Below are 16,323 nucleotides of genomic sequence, written 5' to 3' on the forward strand. Positions count from 1 at the left end.
ATGCGCGCATGGGCTGCGATGTACTGCTCAACGCCGTCATTGAACGACTGCAACGCTGAAAATCCTCAAACGGCGCCGCCGGAGCGCTGCATGAAGGGCCCATAGAGGCCCGGAACTAAAATAATCAAGCGCCCGGACGCGGGCGCCCGCACTCCTCACATCTGCCAACCAAAAAACACTATCCGTTGAGCACATGCTCATTTTGGAGATATAAGGCATGAACAGTTCTGCGTGCATCCCAGACCAGGCTCCTACTCAGGAAGCGCCGGTCAACATGAAAAAAGTCGCGGTCGCCAGCGTCATCGGCACCACCGTCGAATGGTACGACCTGTTCGTTTTCGCAACAGCATCGGCGTTGGTCTTTAACAAAATATTCTTCCCGGCCTTCGACGCCTTGGTCGGGACTCTGCTGGCGTTCGGCACCTTCGCTTCAGCCTACGGTGCAAGAATCGTTGGTGCTGCCTTGTTCGGCCATTTTGGCGACAAACTTGGGCGCAAATCGATGCTATTGATTTCGCTTCTGGTGATGGGCACCGCGACGTTTGCCATCGGCCTGCTGCCGGACTATGCAACTATCGGTGTATGGGCACCGATCCTGCTACTCACTTTGCGCATCATTCAAGGCTTGGCGCTAGGCGGTGAATGGGGTGGCGCGGTGCTTATGGCAGTCGAACATGCCCCGGCTAACAAACGCGGACTGTACGGCTCATGGGTGCAGATCGGTGTACCTGCCGGCACAATGATCGCCAACCTGGCTTTTCTTGCGATTGCCACCTCGCTCTCTCCTGAAGACCTGTTGGCCTGGGGCTGGCGTGTGCCCTTCCTCGGCAGTGCGCTGTTGATCGCGGTAGGCTTGTACATTCGCCTCAACATCACCGAGACACCGGCCTTCAACCAAGCGAAAAAAACTGAAGAGCAAGTCAAGCTCCCGCTGGCCGAAATCTGCCGCAAATACTGGAAGCAAGTGCTACTGGGCGGTATCGCTACCATGTCCACGGGCTCCTCGTTCAACATCATCGTGGCTTTCGGCTTGACCTACGGCACCCAGACGTTGGGCTTCACCCGTCCGGTCATGCTCAGCGTGGTACTTGCATCCTGCGCCTTGTGCATCTTCATGCTGCCGGCCTTTGGCGCGCTCTCGGATCGCATCGGGCGCAAACCGGTGATCATCGGCGGCATCATTGCCGAGGCGCTGGTGGCGTTCCCAATGTTCTGGCTGATGGACACCCGCGAACTGCCGATGGTGTTCCTCGGCTACATGCTGCTGATGACTGCTTTCGCTGCCAACTACGGACCAATTGCGACCTTCCTGGCTGAACTGTTCGGCACTAAGGTTCGCTATTCAGGGCTGTCGGTGGCCTACATGCTCTCTGGTCTATTGGGTAGCGCCGCAACACCAATGGTGACTACCGCGCTATTGAACTGGACGGGCAAAGGCTCTTCGGTGGCCTGGTACATGATCGGTTCTGCTCTGCTCTCGCTGATCGCCCTACTGCTGCTCACGGAAACCTTTAAACGCGACCTGACCCGGACGGATGCACAGCATGCCTAACCCGAACCGCGTATTGCTGAAGCCTACCCTTATCGCTGCCGGAATCCGTAAAATGAGCAACGCGTCGACTCTGCTAGGCATGAGCACCAGCGCTGTATTGATGACATTGAGCACCACCGCGTCAGCGGACTTCTTAAGCGACAGCAAGGCAACCTTGGGCCTGCGTAACTTTTACTTCAACAACGATTACCGCGACCGTGCAGGTAGCGCTGGCCAAAGCAAGACCGAAGAGTGGGCGCAAGCGTTCATGTTCACGTACATCTCAGGATATACCGACGGCACTGTCGGCTTTGGCCTCGATGCGCTGGGCTTACTGGGCGTAACACTCGACAGCGGTGGCAGTCGCCATCTCGGCAGCTCCATGATCCCTAACGACGGCGACGGTGCGGTCGATCAATGGTCGCGCCTGGGTCTCACTGGAAAGGTACGCTTTGCCAAGACTGAAGCCCGAGTCGGTACCCTGACACCTAAACTGCCGATTCTGCTGAGTAACGATGGACGCCTGTTGCCACAAACCTTCAATGGCGCGATGGTCACCAGCAACGACATCGACAACTTAACCCTGACTGGCGGTCGCCTGAACCAGGCTACCAGCCGTGGTTCGAGCGACCGTACAGGTTTGGCAGTCAGCGGTGGCAGCCGCGCTAGCAACGACTTCGTCTTCGCGGGTGCTGACTACAAAATCGGCAAAGACCTGATCTTGCAATACTACGCAGCCAACCTGGAGGACTACTACACCCAGCAATTCTTCGGTCTGCTGCATGTGCTGCCACTGGGCGATGGACAGTCGCTGAAAACCGATCTGCGCTATTTCGATACTCGAGCCGCAGGTGCCAATGGCAGCACCTCGGGCCGTAGCCGAGGTTACAAGATCGGCGGCTACACCGATGACAACGATGGCAAGATCGACAATCAGACGTGGAGTGCGATCTTCACCTACAACCTAGGTGGCCATGCGTTGACGGCGGGTTACCAGAGTGTTTCGTCGGGCAGCAACTTCGCCCAGCTCAACCAAGGTTCGATCACCGACAAGGGCGCTGGTGGATCGAGTATCTACCTGTTCACCGACCGCATGCTCGCCAGCTTTAACCGCGCCGGCGAACGTACCTGGTTCGGCCAATACGCCTACAACTTCGCCGCTTTGGGCGTACCCGGCCTCAGTGCTTCGATGGTCTACCTTAAAGGTGACAATATCCAGACGACCGGCGGTAACAATCAAAGCGAATGGGAACGTGATGCGGCACTGGATTACGTGATCCAGAGCGGCACGTTCAAAGGTCTTGGGCTAGGTTTGCGTCAGGGGGTTTTCCATTCCCAGGCCGATGCCAACCAAGATCAAACCCGCGTAATCCTCAGCTACAGCCTCGCACTGTTCTGACTACCCGCTCGCCCGTTCGAGTAGCGGGCGAGCCTTGTTCTATAGAGGTATGACATGAAGCGTATTACTGCGGCCCTTGGCGCCATTGGTCCCGTCGGCCCCTACTCCCAAGCGGTGGTCAGCGGCAATCTAGTGTTCACCGCAGGACAGATTCCGGCCCGCAACGATTTCGAATCGCAACCAGAGGGTTTTGAGGAACAAGTACGTCAGACCTTGCGCAATCTGGAAGCGATCCTGATTGCTGCAGGCTCGGACTTGGACCATGTGATTAAGGTCAATGGCTATCTGACTGATCCGGCGCAGCTTGAGCCATTCAACCGCGTGTATGCGCAAGTCCTTGGCCATGCTCCTCCAGCGCGGACCACTGTCTGTGTATCGCTCTGGGGCGTAACACTGGAAATCGACTGCGTGGCCGAATTGATCAATCTCGAGGACGCCCCAGCATGATCGACGAACAGCAACTGGAAGAGAAACTGCAGCGCGTTAGCTTCGCTACACTTGGGCACTTCCTGGAAAGCGGCTTTGTCAGCCACGTCATTCGTTCGCAACTCACCGATGTGAAAGTGATCGGGCGTGCCAGGACATTAAAGGTCGTCAATGCTGACGCCTTCGCAGTCAATCACGCGCTCGTCGACCTGAAAGAAGGGGATGTACTGGTCATCGAGATGCAAGGCGATCACCAGCATGCCTGTGTCGGGACAGTGACTTCGTGCGCCGCATCGGCCAAGGGTGCTCGGGCCATTATCGTCGACGGGGTAGTGACCGATATCCTAGAGCTGCGCGCGGCAGGCCTGCCGATCTTCGCACGCGGTACCAGCTTGCTGACTACTAAGTTACGTAGCGATCCCGCCAGTGCCCAGAACGTCGAAATTCGCTGTGGTGGTGTCAGTGTCATGCCAGGTGACTGGGTGTTGGGCGATGACAACGGGCTGCTGATCACCTCAGCGCAGGCACTTGAAGCGGTTATCGATATCGCCTTGGCTAGCGACGCCGCTGAACCTGCCCTGCTGGAACGCATGAAAAATGGAGAACCTGTCGAGCAGGTGTTGCGACTTTTGACCTGAGGCCTTGATTGCGCAAGGCGCCTGGGGTTGTACACCATTGGCCAATAAAGAAGAGTGAGAGACACGACCACAGTGCATCAATTGCATGAAAATACTGCCGGGCGTGTACGGCGTCGGCGACTTTCTTCCAGGCAGCGCCCTGCTCAAGGGAAACTGGGAGCAGACCTTTACCTTTCTGCGCCGTCAACCGGCGTTGATCTGGGATGGTTCACAAACAAGCGCCCTAAAGCATTGTTGGTGAGTTTCGTCTTGGTTAAGGAGGTGCCTTCCAGGCGTCACCATCACTCGTGGAGAATAGATATGTTCCGCCCTGTTGTAGCATTGGTTGCATTGACCCTTTCCAGCGCCGTCTGGTCAGCCGAACAATGCTCGGTCGACATCCATGGCACCGACCAGATGACCTATGATTTGAAGACGATTACCGTGCCCAAAAGCTGCAAGACTTTTACCGTGAACCTGCTGCATCCCGGCACTCTGCCGAAGAACGTCATGGGGCATAACTGGGTTCTGGCCAAACAGGAAGATATGAAAGAAGTGATCGATGATGGCGCCAAGGCGGGTGAGGCCAATGACTATATTCAGCCGGGCGATAAACGCGTACTGGCCCACACCCGTCTGATTGGTGGCGGTGAGAAAGACTCGACAACGATAACCACTGCCACCTTAAAGGCTGGCGATCACTATGCGTTTTTTTGCTCCTACCCGTTCCACTCCACAATGATGACGGGAACGCTAACCGTAGGTGGTTAAAGCATTAATGCCTGTGAACACTGTCACGAGCTCACAGGTCATTTAGCTTATTGCAACTGCAACACTTCCCGCTCACCGTCTGCCTTGATCTGCTCAGGTGTGAACGGCAATGGGCGCCATTGCTGCGCCGAAAACAGTAAGGTCTGGTCCTGGGAATGTCTCGATGCCGGGTCACTGGACTGGGACATTGCCAGTAATCCTTGGGCCACCGGGCCCCGGTCGTCGAAACGAACCAGTTGGATATAGCTGCTGCCACCGCCGACATCGAAGCGCTCACCGTCTTGCTGGGCAGTGATCGCGTTATAGACGCCCAGCTTGCCATCGCCACCCGGGATCGCGATGCGTTGCGCGCCCCTGTGTACGGTTTGCAACTGCCCCCAATGGGTGTCCGGCGCAAGGTCCAGGCTGGCGACATGAGCGCCGGCATCGGCCAGGCTTTTGTGCAAGCGCTGGGCAATGTCTGGCTGGTCCCAGGCAATGCCGCTGGGCGTATGCACCGGATCACTCACCGCGAATGGCTGACGCCAACTGTCGCCCCCAGCCTGCAACGCGGCCATGGTCAGCTGGAAATAAACCAGCCCAAGGCCGCTGTCAATCTGCGCCTGACGATCCCAGTCGCGCAACGCCGAACACGCAGGCTGCACCGCCCTGTCGCCGCGCGTTTTACAGAACGCCAGGATGTCATCCAGCACTAAGTTAGCCAGGTACACGTGATTGCCGGTCACAAGGCCTGCCAGGAAGGCCGGCGAAACCGGCCTGTTGCCCCCTTGCTGCAACTGACTCAGGGCGAAGCGCGCGCGCAAGCCCAATGGCCGATCACTACGGCTGATCAGCGGCGAGAAACCCGTGAGCGGCACAGTGGGCTGAGTCATCCAGGCACTGTCATTGGAGTTTTGCAGTACATCATTGCGCAACAGCTGTGGCAGGTGTCTGGCCGCGACGATACCAGCTTGCTGCGCACCGGGGTCGTTCTGCCAGTTGCAACCGGATTGGCTGCCATCCAAACCCGGCAGTCCAGCCTTGACCAGCTCCGGATCGGCGCATTTCGCCAGTTGCGCCAAGGGGACATTCGGCACCACCGAAGCGTTCATGTACAACGCCGCGCCGCTGTCATCCACCGCCAGGGTGTTGACCCACGGGATGCCCTGATGCGCCTCCACCGCCCGCTGCAATTGGGCAACGCTGTGTGCCCGGTTAATAGCATCCCACTGCGCCAGGATTCGATCATTGTTTAGGTTGGCATCCTGCAGCGCATAAGCGCGATGCACGTCCCAGGGCAATAAACCCGGAACACTCACCAGCGGACCGAGGCTTGATTCGTACACATCATGCTCAACGGTGACGAGATTGCCATCAGCTTCGCGTACCTGAACGGCGATGTGGCGCTTATGCAGGGTCTCACTGCGCCCATCGACCCTATAGCGCAGCGGGTCTTGCGCATCCAGCGTCAGGCGGTGAAGGGTGAAATGACTGGACTGGTCGACCGTATGGGTCCAGGCCACGTGCTGGTTGAAACCGATATTTACCAGAGGCAGGCCCGGCAGTGCCGCGCCCATGACGTCCAATTGCCCGGGGATGGTCAAGTGCATCTGGTAAAAGCGCAAGCCACCGCTCCACGGGAAGTGCGGATTTGCCAACAATAGGCCTTTGCCGTTCTCACTGCGGGCACCCCCGACAGCAATAGCGTTGCTGCCCCGCATCTGGGCAAACGTCTGCAATTGCACCTGAAACTGCGCGGCGCTCTGATTTGCCGCCGTAGAGACACCTGCCACCGGCGGTGCAGCATCCACCAGAGCCTTGGCGAAACGACCTATACCGCCTTCAACCAGCAGACGCCGTGTCAGCCGCACCACATCTTGCGTCACTAATGGCCGCAGCCAGCCTGCGTTACGACACTGTTCGGGCTGCTGATTCAGCGGGGTCTGCGCAATATATCGGTTAAACCCCGCCACATACCCGCTGATGCGCTGCTGCATACCAGCAGGCTGCGCACGCCAGAACGCCTGCACCTGATCGTCGCTGTTGAGCCAGCGGAAAAAAATATCTGAGCTCAGGTTATCCAGCCCGGCAGAGGACTGCCCTTCACGTCCGAGAAACTGTGCGCGCTGGCCGTTGACCGTCAGCACCTCGTCGGCAAGCAGACACAAGTTGTCACGGGCATAGGCATAGCCCACGCCATAGCCAAGGCCAAGCTCGTCACCGGCCTGGATATGAGGCACACCCAGGGAAGTCCAACTCAGGCTGACCCCGCCCGGCGACGGAGCCGCCTGAGCCCATCCTGCGGCAAACCAGGCCACGACGAAACAACAGACAGCCCTGACAACAGCGGGTGTAGTAATCCGATGCACTTGCACTCCTTCAATTCAACTGAAACGAGCCGCTGAAGCAGCTCGTGAATCGTTGCTCAAAAGACGGATAAGGCGGTGCACGATTTAGTAGGCGGGAGATGATCAAAAAAAGAATTACTGGAAGCCGGAATACAAAAAAACGGTGCTTTTGTCGGATGTAATGACCTTTTGCTCATGACAAAAAACGCATTGTCTTAACAAAAAAAGAATAGAGATAGGATTAATTCCCATTTGACATCGATAATCAACAACTCTAAGGTCGTCGCAGTCAAAAGGATTACCCCCCTGTCAATCCCGACCGCATAGGTATCGCCATGCAGGAATCAGGCACCACAGATTTCCACTCAAATGGACTGCCATCGCTTCTTCAAACCTTAATCTCCAATCGCGCAAGCCTGATCAAAGCAGCCGCTCGCATCACAGGCTGTCACAGTCGCGCCGAAGACGTCGTCCAGGACGCGTTCCTGAGAGTGTCAGACATGAAAATCGATACACTGCCCTTCAACGCGCGACTCAACTATGTGTTCCGGATCGTGCGCAACCTTGCGATCGACCACTACCGCAAGCAGTCGATGGAGCAGAAGTACTTTGTTTACGATGAGCACGGCCTCAACTCAGCACCCCAGGTATCCAATCCGGAGTCGATCAACGTGGACCGTCAGACATTGGGCAGTGTCAACGATGCCCTGTTGCAATTGCCGGAGCGAACTCGCTATGCGTTCATCATGTATCGAGTGCATGGCAAACAGCAGAAAGATATTGCTGCAGAGTTAGGGGTTTCCCCAACGCTGGTTAATTTCATGATCCGCGATGCATTGGTGCATTGTAAGAATTCTTTGGCGAGTGCTCAGCTTCACTGAGCACTGCGGCCCATCGAATACTGCTGGCCGGGACTGACCTTACAGGTGCCAGACGTACTCCATCCGCTCTCTAAAGCAAGCCTTACACCCGCATCATCTTATCGGATGGGCGCCATTATGACTGATGGCACCGGGACACCCAGTCGCTATACTGCTTTATGTTTAGCTGTATACTAATTCTCATACTCATTAAAACTTTCTTCACAGCAGCGCCCTAAGACTGCTGCATAAAATATCAAGCTCAGCCCGACCGGTAGCCCGCGATGTCCATCCCCAACAGCCCCGATCCATCCAAATCCCGCCTCAGCGATGAGGCGGCGCATTGGTGTATGCGGGTGCATGAAAGCGACTTTGGCGACCAGGAACGCGAGCGTTTCGATCATTGGTTAGCCAGCGATCCGGCTCACAAGCGAGAATTCGACGCCATGATGGAAATCTGGACGCTCAGCGAGTTCTTGCCTACCGCACCCTTGCCGGTCCCGGAGCCCGACACTCGGCGTCGATCCAGACGGCCACTCCTGGCAGCGGCGCTGCTGGCCCTTGGATTGCCACTCATAGGCTTCATTGGTTGGGAGCAAAGCTGGATCCCCAGCAGCTATCAGCGCTACCAGAGTGACGCGAGCATACACACAGTGACCCTGCCAGATGGTTCGCGAGTCCAACTGAACCTCGCGAGCAGCCTTTCCTTCGCCAACTTCAAGGATCGCCGTAGCGTCACCCTGAACCAAGGCGAGGCCTATTTCGAGGTCACCCACGATGCCAACCATCCGTTCATAGTCAACGCAGGGCAAGGCCAGATCCGTGTGACAGGTACGCATTTCAACGTGTGGACTTACCGCGATCAAGTGGTGGTCACTCTGACCGAAGGCTCGGTCAAGGTCATCAATGACCGAAACCGACCCGATCAGGCCGCCGATCTTTCACCCGGCATGCAAGCCAGTTATGACCTGCGCAACAACCCGCCTCAGATCAGCGTCGCCTCCGCCGCCACGGCACTGGCGTGGCGCGACGGCAAGCTGATACTCGACGACCTGACACTGAGCGACGCCCTGCCACGCATCAACGCCTACCTGAACTCACCGATTCGCATTGCCGACCGCAACACTGCGCAGTTGCGTATCGGTGGCATCTATAACACCAGCGAGATTGCCGGGCTGGTACAAAACCTGCCCAAGGTGCTGCCAGTGTCGTTAAATCGCAACGATGAAGGCGAGACGGTGATCCGCAGCAATCCGCGCTACGCCCCCTGATCGCCTGCCATCAACTCAACATCCCACTCGCGCATACGCAGGCGGCAGTGCTTCATGGCATTGACGATATGCTTTTCGACCATGTGTTTGGAAATGTTGAGTCGCGCGGAAATTTCCGGGTGCGACAGACCTTCGAGCTTACGCAGCAAAAAGCATTGTCTACAGGTTTCGCCAAGCTCTTCCAGGGCACGCTGAAGCAGATCGAGGCGCTCGTCCTGGGATGAACGGGTGTCGCTTGGCGCTACGAAGAAGCGCTCGTCGTTGTCGAGCACTTCCAGCGATTCGACGCGGCGCACGCGGTTACGTCGATGGCCGTCGACGATCAGGTTGATCGCTGTGCGATAGAGAAACGCCCGCGGGTGAGTGATCTGCACCTCGTTGCGATGCTCTAGCACCCTGATATAGGCATCATGGGCAATGTCCTCAGCGTCGTGGCGACTGCCGACTCGCGCACGCAAATAGCCCACCAACTCACGGTAGTAGTGTTCCAACAAGATACCGGGGGCAGACATTGACCATGCCTTCCTTTGCTTATGTGATCGTGGGAAACGCGACAGAGGCCATTTGACATGACCATGGGAATCTAAACTATAGCAATTATCATAAAGATTATAGAACTGTTACATTTTCGCCGGACACAGCCCTCTGTGTGAAGCTAAATTTGGCCGTCCCACCTTCGTCTAAACGGCAGCTTCCCGCGCTGCTCCCTGTTGACAGCAGAACCCCTCTGGCCGGAACCCTGCATGACTTCTCCTCGCCTCACTCGCCGTGTTGTAAGCGCATTGGTCTGCCTGATAGGTGTGGTCGCACTGGCGGCCTGGCGGCTGATACCCGAAGACTCCGGTCAACGGCCTTTCGTCAGCGTCGTGCGCGGCAATATCGAATCAAGTGTCACAGCGCTCGGCACTTTGCAACCACGCCAGTACGTCGATGTCGGCGCCCAGGCTTCGGGGCAGATTCGCACCTTGCATGTCGAAGTCGGTGACACAGTCAAGCAAGGTCAGTTACTGGTTGAAATCGACCCATCCACGCAACAGGCACAACTGGATGCCGGCCGGTATGCCATTGAAACGCTTAAGGCACAGGTCAAGCAGCAACAGGCCGAGCACCTGCTGGCCGAGCAGCAACTGCGCCGCCAACAGCGCATGGCCAACGACGGCGCCACCCGCGACGAAGATGTGCAAACTGCCCAGGCCAAGGTGCTCACCACCCAGGCACAGATCGACATGTTCCAGGCTCAAATTCTCCAGGCCAAGGCGAGCCTGCGTAGCGCCGAAGCCGAACTCGGCTATACACGCATCTATGCTCCCATGAGCGGCACCGTGGTCGCCCTCGATGTCCGTGAAGGGCAGACTCTGAACGCCCAGCAGCGCACGCCGTTAATCCTGCGCATCGCCAAATTGTCGCCCATGACAGTCTGGGCCGAGGTCTCTGAAGCCGACATCGGCCGGGTCAAAGCCGGCATGCCTGCCTACTTCACCACGCTGAGCGGCGGTGGCCGTCGGTGGACCAGCACCGTACGGCAAATTCTGCCAATCCCGCCCAAACCGCTTGAGCTAATGAGCCAGGGCGGTGGCAGCCCGGCAGCCGCCAGCGGGGGGACCGGCAGCGCCAGTGGCGGCGGCGGTAGTGGTCGCGTGGTGCTTTATACCGTGCTGCTGGATGTGGAGAACGCCGACAATGCCTTGATGGCAGACATGACAGCACAGGTGTTCTTCATCAATGCCAGCGCCCAGAACGTACTGACCGCACCGATTGCCGCGTTTCAGGGACCGGGCAATGCCGGGGGTGAGCAACAGGTCCAGGTCCTCGCCGCGAATGGACAAGTGCAACGACGCCAGGTGCGTACCGGTATGAACAACCGACTGCGCATGCAGATCCTTGATGGTCTTGAAGAAGGCGACAAGTTGCTGGTCAACCCTGCCGGCAGCGCGGCTGAATGAACACTGCGCTGATCGAACTCTGTGGCATCCGCAAATCCTATGGCGGCGGTGACAGCCCGCGAGTCGAGGTGCTGCGTGGCATCGACCTGGCCATCCATGCCGGTGAATTCATCGCCATCGTCGGCACCTCGGGCTCAGGCAAATCAACCCTGATGAACATCCTCGGCTGCCTCGACAGACCCAGCGCCGGGCAGTATCGCTTCGCCGGCGAAGACGTTGCCAACTTCAGCAACGACGAGCTTGCCTGGCTGCGCCGCGAAGCCTTCGGTTTCGTGTTCCAGGGCTACCACCTGATCCCCTCGGCATCGGCTCAGGAAAATGTCGAGATGCCTGCCATCTACGCCGGCACTCCGGCGGGTCCGCGAGCGGAACGAGCAACGGCCCTGCTGCAGCGCCTGGGTCTGGGTGAGCGTACCGGCAATCGGCCGCGGCAGTTGTCCGGCGGCCAGCAACAGCGGGTTTCCATCGCCCGCGCGTTGATGAACGGCGGCCACATCATCCTCGCCGACGAACCCACAGGAGCACTCGACAGCCACAGCGGCGCCGAGGTGATGAACCTGCTTGATGAGCTCGCCCAGCAGGGCCACGTGGTGATACTGATCACCCATGATCGCGATGTCGCCGCTCGCGCCCAACGCATCATTGAGATACGTGACGGAGAGGTGATCAGCGACAGCGGCTGTGGTCCAACCGATCTGGCGCCGCCGCCAGGCGCCTTGCAAGCCGAAGACCTACGCCAGCGCCGAGGCCGCGTCCACAACGACCACGGCGACTGGGTCGGCGAAACCCGCGATGCCTTGCATGCGGCTTGGCGGGTGATGTGGAACAACCGCATGCGTACCGCGCTGACCTTGCTGGGCATCATCATCGGCGTCGCCTCGGTGGTGGTCATGCTCGCCGTCGGCGAGGGCAGCAAGCGCCAAGTCATGGCGCAAATGGGTGCCTTCGGCTCCAATATTCTCTATATGAACGGCTCATCACCGACACCCCGCACGCCCCCAGGCGACATCCGCCTGAGCGACGTCCAGGCCCTGGCCGAACTCCCGCAAGTGAAGAGCATCATGCCAGCCATGACCGTATCGGCGCAGGTGCGCTACGGCAACCGCGACATGACCTCGACCATCGGCGGCTACACACCAGCCTTCCCTACGCTGCTGAACTGGCCGGTGAGCGAAGGCAGCTTCTTCACCGACACCGACATGGCGACCGGCGCCGCAGTCGCGGTGATCGGCTCTGAAGTGCGCAAGAAACTCTTCGTCGAGGGTCAGAACCCCATTGGCCAGTACATCCTGATTGAGAACGTGCCATTCCAAATCATTGGCGTGCTGATCAGCAAGGGCTCCAGCGGCGCCAACCAACGCAACGACCTACGTATCGCCATTCCCTATTCGGCGGCGAGCATTCGCCTGACCGGCACTCAATACCCTGAATACGTGATCATCGGCGCCGCTGACAGCACCATGGTCAATGAAGCCGAACAGGCCATTCGCAACCTCATGCTGCGCCTGCATAACGGCGTGCATGATTTTGAAATTGATAACAGCGCCGCGCTGATTCAGGCCGAAGCCCAGACCCGCAACGGCCTGTCGCTGATGCTTGGCGCAATTGCTGCGATCTCGCTGCTGGTAGGCGGCATCGGCGTCATGAACGTGATGCTCATGACCGTGCGCGAACGCACCCGCGAGATCGGTATCCGCATCGCCACCGGAGCGCGCCAGCGCGATATCCTGCGCCAGTTCCTCACCGAAGCAGTGGTGTTGTCGCTGGTGGGCGGGGTCATTGGCGTCGCGCTGGCGCTACTGATCGGAGGCGCCCTGACCCTGGGCAATATTGCCGTGGTGTTTTCCATGCTAGCCATACTCGGCGCCTTCGCCTGCTCGGTCGCCACCGGCGTGATCTTCGGATTCATGCCCGCCCGCAAAGCCGCCAGACTCGACCCCGTGGCCGCCCTGACCAGTGAATGACCATGACTAAAGCTCCCCTGCTCCCCCTTCTTGTATTGGTCAGCGCCTGCAGCCAGACACCGGCACGCCTGGACAGTGGCATTGCCGCACCGCCGAGTTGGCAGACCAGCACCGCCAGCAGCACCGACGCGGCCAGCAACCGACAATGGTGGGCCACCTTTGGCAGCCCCCAGCTTGTCCAACTCGTCGATCAGGCACGCCAGGGCAGCTACGACCTCAAGGCTGCCATGGCCCGCATCCGCCAGGCCCGCGCCGATGTGCGCATCGCTGGCGGTACGCTGCTGCCCAAACTTGACGCAGGGGTCGACGCCTACCGACAGCGTCTGCTCAAGGGCCAAGGCTACAGTGAGCTGGACACATCCAACAGCGAGCGCACCTACAAGTATTTCGACACGGGCCTGACTGCCAGCTACGAGGTGGATTTCTGGGGTGGCAACGCCGCCGCCCGCGACAGTGCGCGCTTTGGCCTGGAGGCCACGGGCTTCGATCGCGACACCCTGGAACTGAGCCTACTGGGCAGCGTCGCCGACACCTACGTCAGCGCCCTCGCCGCCCGCGAACAGGCACGCATCGCCGAGCTCAACCTACGTAACGCCGACGACGTGCTGCGGCTGGTGCGCAACCGCTATCAAGCGGGCTCCGCCACTGCGCTGGAGCTGGCGCAACAGCAGAGCCTGGTGGCCAACCAGCAGCGCCAGTTGCCGTTGTATCGACAGCAGGCCCGCGATGCGCTAATCACCCTGGCCACCTTGCTGGGTCAGCCGGTCCAGCAGTTGCAACTGGTCGAGCAACCCTTCGAGCAACTTCAAGGCCCCAGCATCGATGCTGGCATCCCCAGCCAGTTACTGACTCGACGCCCGGACATTGCCAGCGCCGAAGCGCGTCTGGCGGCGGCGCAGGCAGATGTTGGCGTCGCCCGCGCCGCATTGTTCCCAAAATTGAGCCTGACTGCCACCCTGGCCACCGGCGATCAACAGGCCATCGACCTACTACGCAACCCGGTTCTCAATCTGGGCGCCGGTCTTACAGCGCCGATCTTCAACAATGGCCAACTGCGCGCCGAGCGTGACAAGGCTGTCGCCCGTCAGGAAGAACTATTGGAAAGCTATCGTGGGGTGCTGATCACCAGCTTTGGCGAAGTGGAAAAAGCCCTGAACAGCGTTGATGGCCTGGATCGCCAGGCCCGCTGGCAGGCCGAGGAACTGAATCAGGCACAACGGGCGTTCGATCTGGCTCAGAGTCGGTATCGCGCGGGAGCGGAGGATTTACTGAGTGTACTGGAGGCGCAACGAAGTCTATTCGCGGCGCAAGCTGACCGAGTGCAACTGCGACAACAGCGGTTGCAGGCCAGTGTGGCGTTGTACAAGGCGTTAGGTGGAGGATGGAATGGCCAAGAGGCCGTTACAGCCAACGCACACTAGCCTATGGTCTAAAGCACCATCCGTAGCGAGGGGCAAACGCCCTCGCTAGAAGGTTAAGGTCACCCCTGAAACCCAAAACCGGCACGCATCAAAGATGATCCTTGGTTGGCCCGGCTGCCAGGTGACGGCCATACCACGGCCGACGCGGTAGCCGTCCGGTGAGACGATCAGCCTCTTGGTCCGGACTGAAAATAATCTGCAACGCCAGCTTCATCGTCTCGATATCGAGCTTGTCGCTACCACCGCCGTTGCCCAACCCCCAAGCGCCACAGCCTTCACTGGACGGCCCCAGCCAAGGTTCGGCGACACGCACCCAAGGCCCCGGCGCGAACCAGGGAATACCGTTGACGGTCTTGTGCTGCACCTCACCAGGATGAGCCTGTTGATGGGCCAGAAACCAATCATTGAGACGATCATCGATCCAGCCATGGAAAGCCCAGAACACCGGGTTCACATGGGAAGAAAACGGGTCACCTAGAAAGTCGTTTTCCGGACGAAACCAGCGCTCGGCAAAGTCATAACTGCGCCGTGCATAAACCATCGGATAGCCCGAGTCCGGATCGCGTCCCAGCGCTGCCCAGCGCATGTGCAGCCAGTCGTGAATACCTAATTCAATACGTGAGCCCAGCTCTCCCAGGCACAAGGTGCTGAGGTACTGTGGGTCGTGCAGTTGCGCTTCCCACAGTTGGAAGTTCGCGTAAAGTCCTTCGCTACTCTTGATGTAATACAACCATTGGCTGAAGTGCTCATCATCGTCCGCCACCCAACCGGGCGGCACGCTGTAGCCATCGCGGTTGCTGAGGTAATCGACAAAGGCCTGCACCCCCTGGCCGATAGCTGGACGCGGCGGCGGGATGCACGCCCAAGAGCGCAGATCCTGAACCTGGCGCACACCCTGCAGCATGTGCCGGTGCATGAACAGAAAGTCCTCGCCCGAACCATTGCCATGACGATCATGATCACGCGCACTGCGCTCCTTGCCGGGCACCCCGACCTGCCAGCCCAAGGCACGAATGGACTGGCGCCGCGTCTCGTCGAGGCGATGCCAGCGATCACGGCTGGCGTGCCACAGTTGATGAAAATAGCGGCGCTGCGGCGAGATCAGATCCTCGTGCAGTGCAGGGGCGTAGGGTAGGCGCTCAAGGGCCTGCACAAAGCCGCGACGCACCACCACAAAACGTGCTTGCGGCCCCGAGAATCCAGCCTGCGTACCGGCGACACGGATCTGCCCACTGATCGTCGCACCACCGCCACCTTCGCTCCACACACCCCATATCTCATCAAGCACTGCCTCGCAGTCATAAGCTTGTCCCGATGGCGAGATCATCTTCCAGCGCAGCGTCGGCAGCTTATCGGCCTCCAACCGCCCATACACCTGCAAGCCTTCATCTCCATAGGGCGCCCGCCCTAAATAACCGCGTACGGCCCGCGCGTTTTGCCCTACATCGAGAATCAACTCCAGCGGCTGCGCCAGCTCCGGCAACAGGTGCGTATCGCCCACCAGCTGCCAGTCCCAGATGCCTACAAGACGCTCACCCAGCAAGGCGTTGGGCAAATCGGCAACCGGCACCCCGGGCTCGTCGGAGTTCAATTGCGCCTCCTGCTCCTGCTGCCACTGCCGGCGAGCGTAATACCCGGCCGGCAGCACTATGCCAGCGGCCACTAGGCCGGCCAGCATCCTTCGACGCGACACCTTCATTCACTGTACTCATTACGTGACTACTGCAGCAAAAACGAATGGTTGCCGAGGCGATTTAGCCACTGGGTAAATTCTCTGCGACACAGCTCGTCTC

Annotated in this window: 13 protein-coding genes and 1 pseudogene; 10 read left to right on the forward strand and 4 right to left on the reverse strand. The window is 59.0% G+C overall.

Annotated features, from left to right (window positions below):
* Positions 1-217: 217 nt before the first annotated feature.
* From VGC62_RS08445 to VGC62_RS08460, 4 genes are read left to right on the forward strand one after another with little or no spacing between them, the layout of a single operon-like run.
* Positions 218-1,552, forward strand: coding sequence for an MFS transporter (locus VGC62_RS08445; RefSeq protein WP_331186620.1), 1,335 nt, complete (start codon positions 218-220; stop codon positions 1,550-1,552).
* A gap of 52 nt (positions 1,553-1,604) precedes the next feature.
* Positions 1,605-2,930 (forward strand): OprD family porin, encoded by a 1,326-nt coding sequence (locus VGC62_RS08450; RefSeq protein ID WP_331186640.1) that lies wholly within the window; start codon positions 1,605-1,607, stop codon positions 2,928-2,930.
* A gap of 54 nt (positions 2,931-2,984) precedes the next feature.
* Complete coding sequence (locus VGC62_RS08455) at positions 2,985-3,377, forward strand: RidA family protein (RefSeq protein ID WP_331186621.1); 393 nt, start codon at positions 2,985-2,987, stop codon at positions 3,375-3,377.
* Positions 3,374-3,994: an RraA family protein gene (locus tag VGC62_RS08460; protein WP_331186622.1), complete on the forward strand. Its 621-nt coding sequence runs from the start codon at positions 3,374-3,376 to the stop codon at positions 3,992-3,994. The genes VGC62_RS08455 and VGC62_RS08460 overlap by 4 nt, the downstream gene beginning before the upstream one ends.
* On the opposite strand, the pseudogene VGC62_RS08465 reads toward VGC62_RS08460, so the two are convergent.
* Positions 3,986-4,139: pseudogene (locus VGC62_RS08465) on the reverse strand (alkene reductase); the annotation flags it as partial. The gene VGC62_RS08460 and the pseudogene VGC62_RS08465 sit on opposite strands and share 9 nt — an antisense overlap.
* 155 nt (positions 4,140-4,294) lie before the next feature.
* On the opposite strand from VGC62_RS08465, the gene azu reads away from it, so the two are divergent.
* Entirely contained in the window at positions 4,295-4,744 is a 450-nt protein-coding gene (gene azu, locus VGC62_RS08470; RefSeq protein ID WP_331186623.1) for an azurin, read from the forward strand.
* A 47-nt stretch (positions 4,745-4,791) separates the two neighbouring features.
* On the opposite strand, the gene VGC62_RS08475 is transcribed toward azu, so the two are convergent.
* Positions 4,792-7,092 carry a penicillin acylase family protein gene (locus tag VGC62_RS08475; RefSeq protein ID WP_331186624.1) on the reverse strand — a complete coding sequence of 767 codons (2,301 nt, stop codon included), beginning with the start codon at positions 7,090-7,092 and terminating at the stop codon, positions 4,792-4,794.
* Between the two features lie 314 nt (positions 7,093-7,406).
* Here VGC62_RS08475 and VGC62_RS08480 point away from each other — a divergent pair, with 314 nt between their 5' ends.
* Together VGC62_RS08480 and VGC62_RS08485 are read left to right on the forward strand one after the other, a co-directional pair.
* Positions 7,407-7,952 carry an RNA polymerase factor sigma-70 gene (locus VGC62_RS08480; RefSeq protein WP_331186625.1) on the forward strand — a complete coding sequence of 182 codons (546 nt, stop codon included), beginning with the start codon at positions 7,407-7,409 and terminating at the stop codon, positions 7,950-7,952.
* Between the two features lie 263 nt (positions 7,953-8,215).
* Complete coding sequence (locus VGC62_RS08485) at positions 8,216-9,202, forward strand: FecR family protein (protein WP_331186626.1); 987 nt, start codon at positions 8,216-8,218, stop codon at positions 9,200-9,202.
* On the opposite strand, the gene VGC62_RS08490 is transcribed toward VGC62_RS08485, so the two are convergent.
* Complete coding sequence (locus tag VGC62_RS08490) at positions 9,190-9,714, reverse strand: sigma-70 family RNA polymerase sigma factor (protein ID WP_331186627.1); 525 nt, start codon at positions 9,712-9,714, stop codon at positions 9,190-9,192. The two genes, VGC62_RS08485 and VGC62_RS08490, sit on opposite strands and share 13 nt — an antisense overlap.
* A 231-nt stretch (positions 9,715-9,945) precedes the next feature.
* On the opposite strand from VGC62_RS08490, the gene VGC62_RS08495 reads away from it, so the two are divergent.
* From VGC62_RS08495 to VGC62_RS08505, 3 genes are read left to right on the forward strand one after another with little or no spacing between them, the layout of a single operon-like run.
* Positions 9,946-11,145 (forward strand): efflux RND transporter periplasmic adaptor subunit, encoded by a 1,200-nt coding sequence (locus VGC62_RS08495; protein WP_331186628.1) that lies wholly within the window; start codon positions 9,946-9,948, stop codon positions 11,143-11,145.
* Positions 11,142-13,109 carry a MacB family efflux pump subunit gene (locus tag VGC62_RS08500; protein ID WP_331186629.1) on the forward strand — a complete coding sequence of 656 codons (1,968 nt, stop codon included), beginning with the start codon at positions 11,142-11,144 and terminating at the stop codon, positions 13,107-13,109. The genes VGC62_RS08495 and VGC62_RS08500 overlap by 4 nt, the downstream gene beginning before the upstream one ends.
* Positions 13,106-14,530, forward strand: coding sequence for an efflux transporter outer membrane subunit (locus VGC62_RS08505; protein WP_331186630.1), 1,425 nt, complete (start codon positions 13,106-13,108; stop codon positions 14,528-14,530). The genes VGC62_RS08500 and VGC62_RS08505 overlap by 4 nt, the downstream gene beginning before the upstream one ends.
* An 88-nt stretch (positions 14,531-14,618) precedes the next feature.
* On the opposite strand, the gene VGC62_RS08510 is transcribed toward VGC62_RS08505, so the two are convergent.
* On the reverse strand, positions 14,619-16,229 hold the full coding sequence (locus VGC62_RS08510) for a PvdJ/PvdD/PvdP-like protein (protein ID WP_331186631.1): 1,611 nt from the start codon (positions 16,227-16,229) through the stop codon (positions 14,619-14,621).
* Positions 16,230-16,323: the final 94 nt, after the last annotated feature.

Source organism: Pseudomonas sp. (assembly GCF_036404235.1).
Lineage (GTDB): Bacteria > Pseudomonadota > Gammaproteobacteria > Pseudomonadales > Pseudomonadaceae > Aquipseudomonas.

Coding starts and splice junctions, on each gene's coding strand:
- VGC62_RS08445 (WP_331186620.1), top strand. CDS start 218: ATGAACAGTTCTGCGTGCATCCCAGACCAGGCTCCTACTCAGGAAGCG.
- VGC62_RS08450 (WP_331186640.1), top strand. CDS start 1,605: ATGAGCAACGCGTCGACTCTGCTAGGCATGAGCACCAGCGCTGTATTG.
- VGC62_RS08455 (WP_331186621.1), top strand. CDS start 2,985: ATGAAGCGTATTACTGCGGCCCTTGGCGCCATTGGTCCCGTCGGCCCC.
- VGC62_RS08460 (WP_331186622.1), top strand. CDS start 3,374: ATGATCGACGAACAGCAACTGGAAGAGAAACTGCAGCGCGTTAGCTTC.
- azu (WP_331186623.1), top strand. CDS start 4,295: ATGTTCCGCCCTGTTGTAGCATTGGTTGCATTGACCCTTTCCAGCGCC.
- VGC62_RS08480 (WP_331186625.1), top strand. CDS start 7,407: ATGCAGGAATCAGGCACCACAGATTTCCACTCAAATGGACTGCCATCG.
- VGC62_RS08485 (WP_331186626.1), top strand. CDS start 8,216: ATGTCCATCCCCAACAGCCCCGATCCATCCAAATCCCGCCTCAGCGAT.
- VGC62_RS08490 (WP_331186627.1), bottom strand. CDS start 9,714: ATGTCTGCCCCCGGTATCTTGTTGGAACACTACTACCGTGAGTTGGTG.
- VGC62_RS08495 (WP_331186628.1), top strand. CDS start 9,946: ATGACTTCTCCTCGCCTCACTCGCCGTGTTGTAAGCGCATTGGTCTGC.
- VGC62_RS08500 (WP_331186629.1), top strand. CDS start 11,142: ATGAACACTGCGCTGATCGAACTCTGTGGCATCCGCAAATCCTATGGC.
- VGC62_RS08505 (WP_331186630.1), top strand. CDS start 13,106: ATGACCATGACTAAAGCTCCCCTGCTCCCCCTTCTTGTATTGGTCAGC.
- VGC62_RS08510 (WP_331186631.1), bottom strand. CDS start 16,229: ATGAAGGTGTCGCGTCGAAGGATGCTGGCCGGCCTAGTGGCCGCTGGC.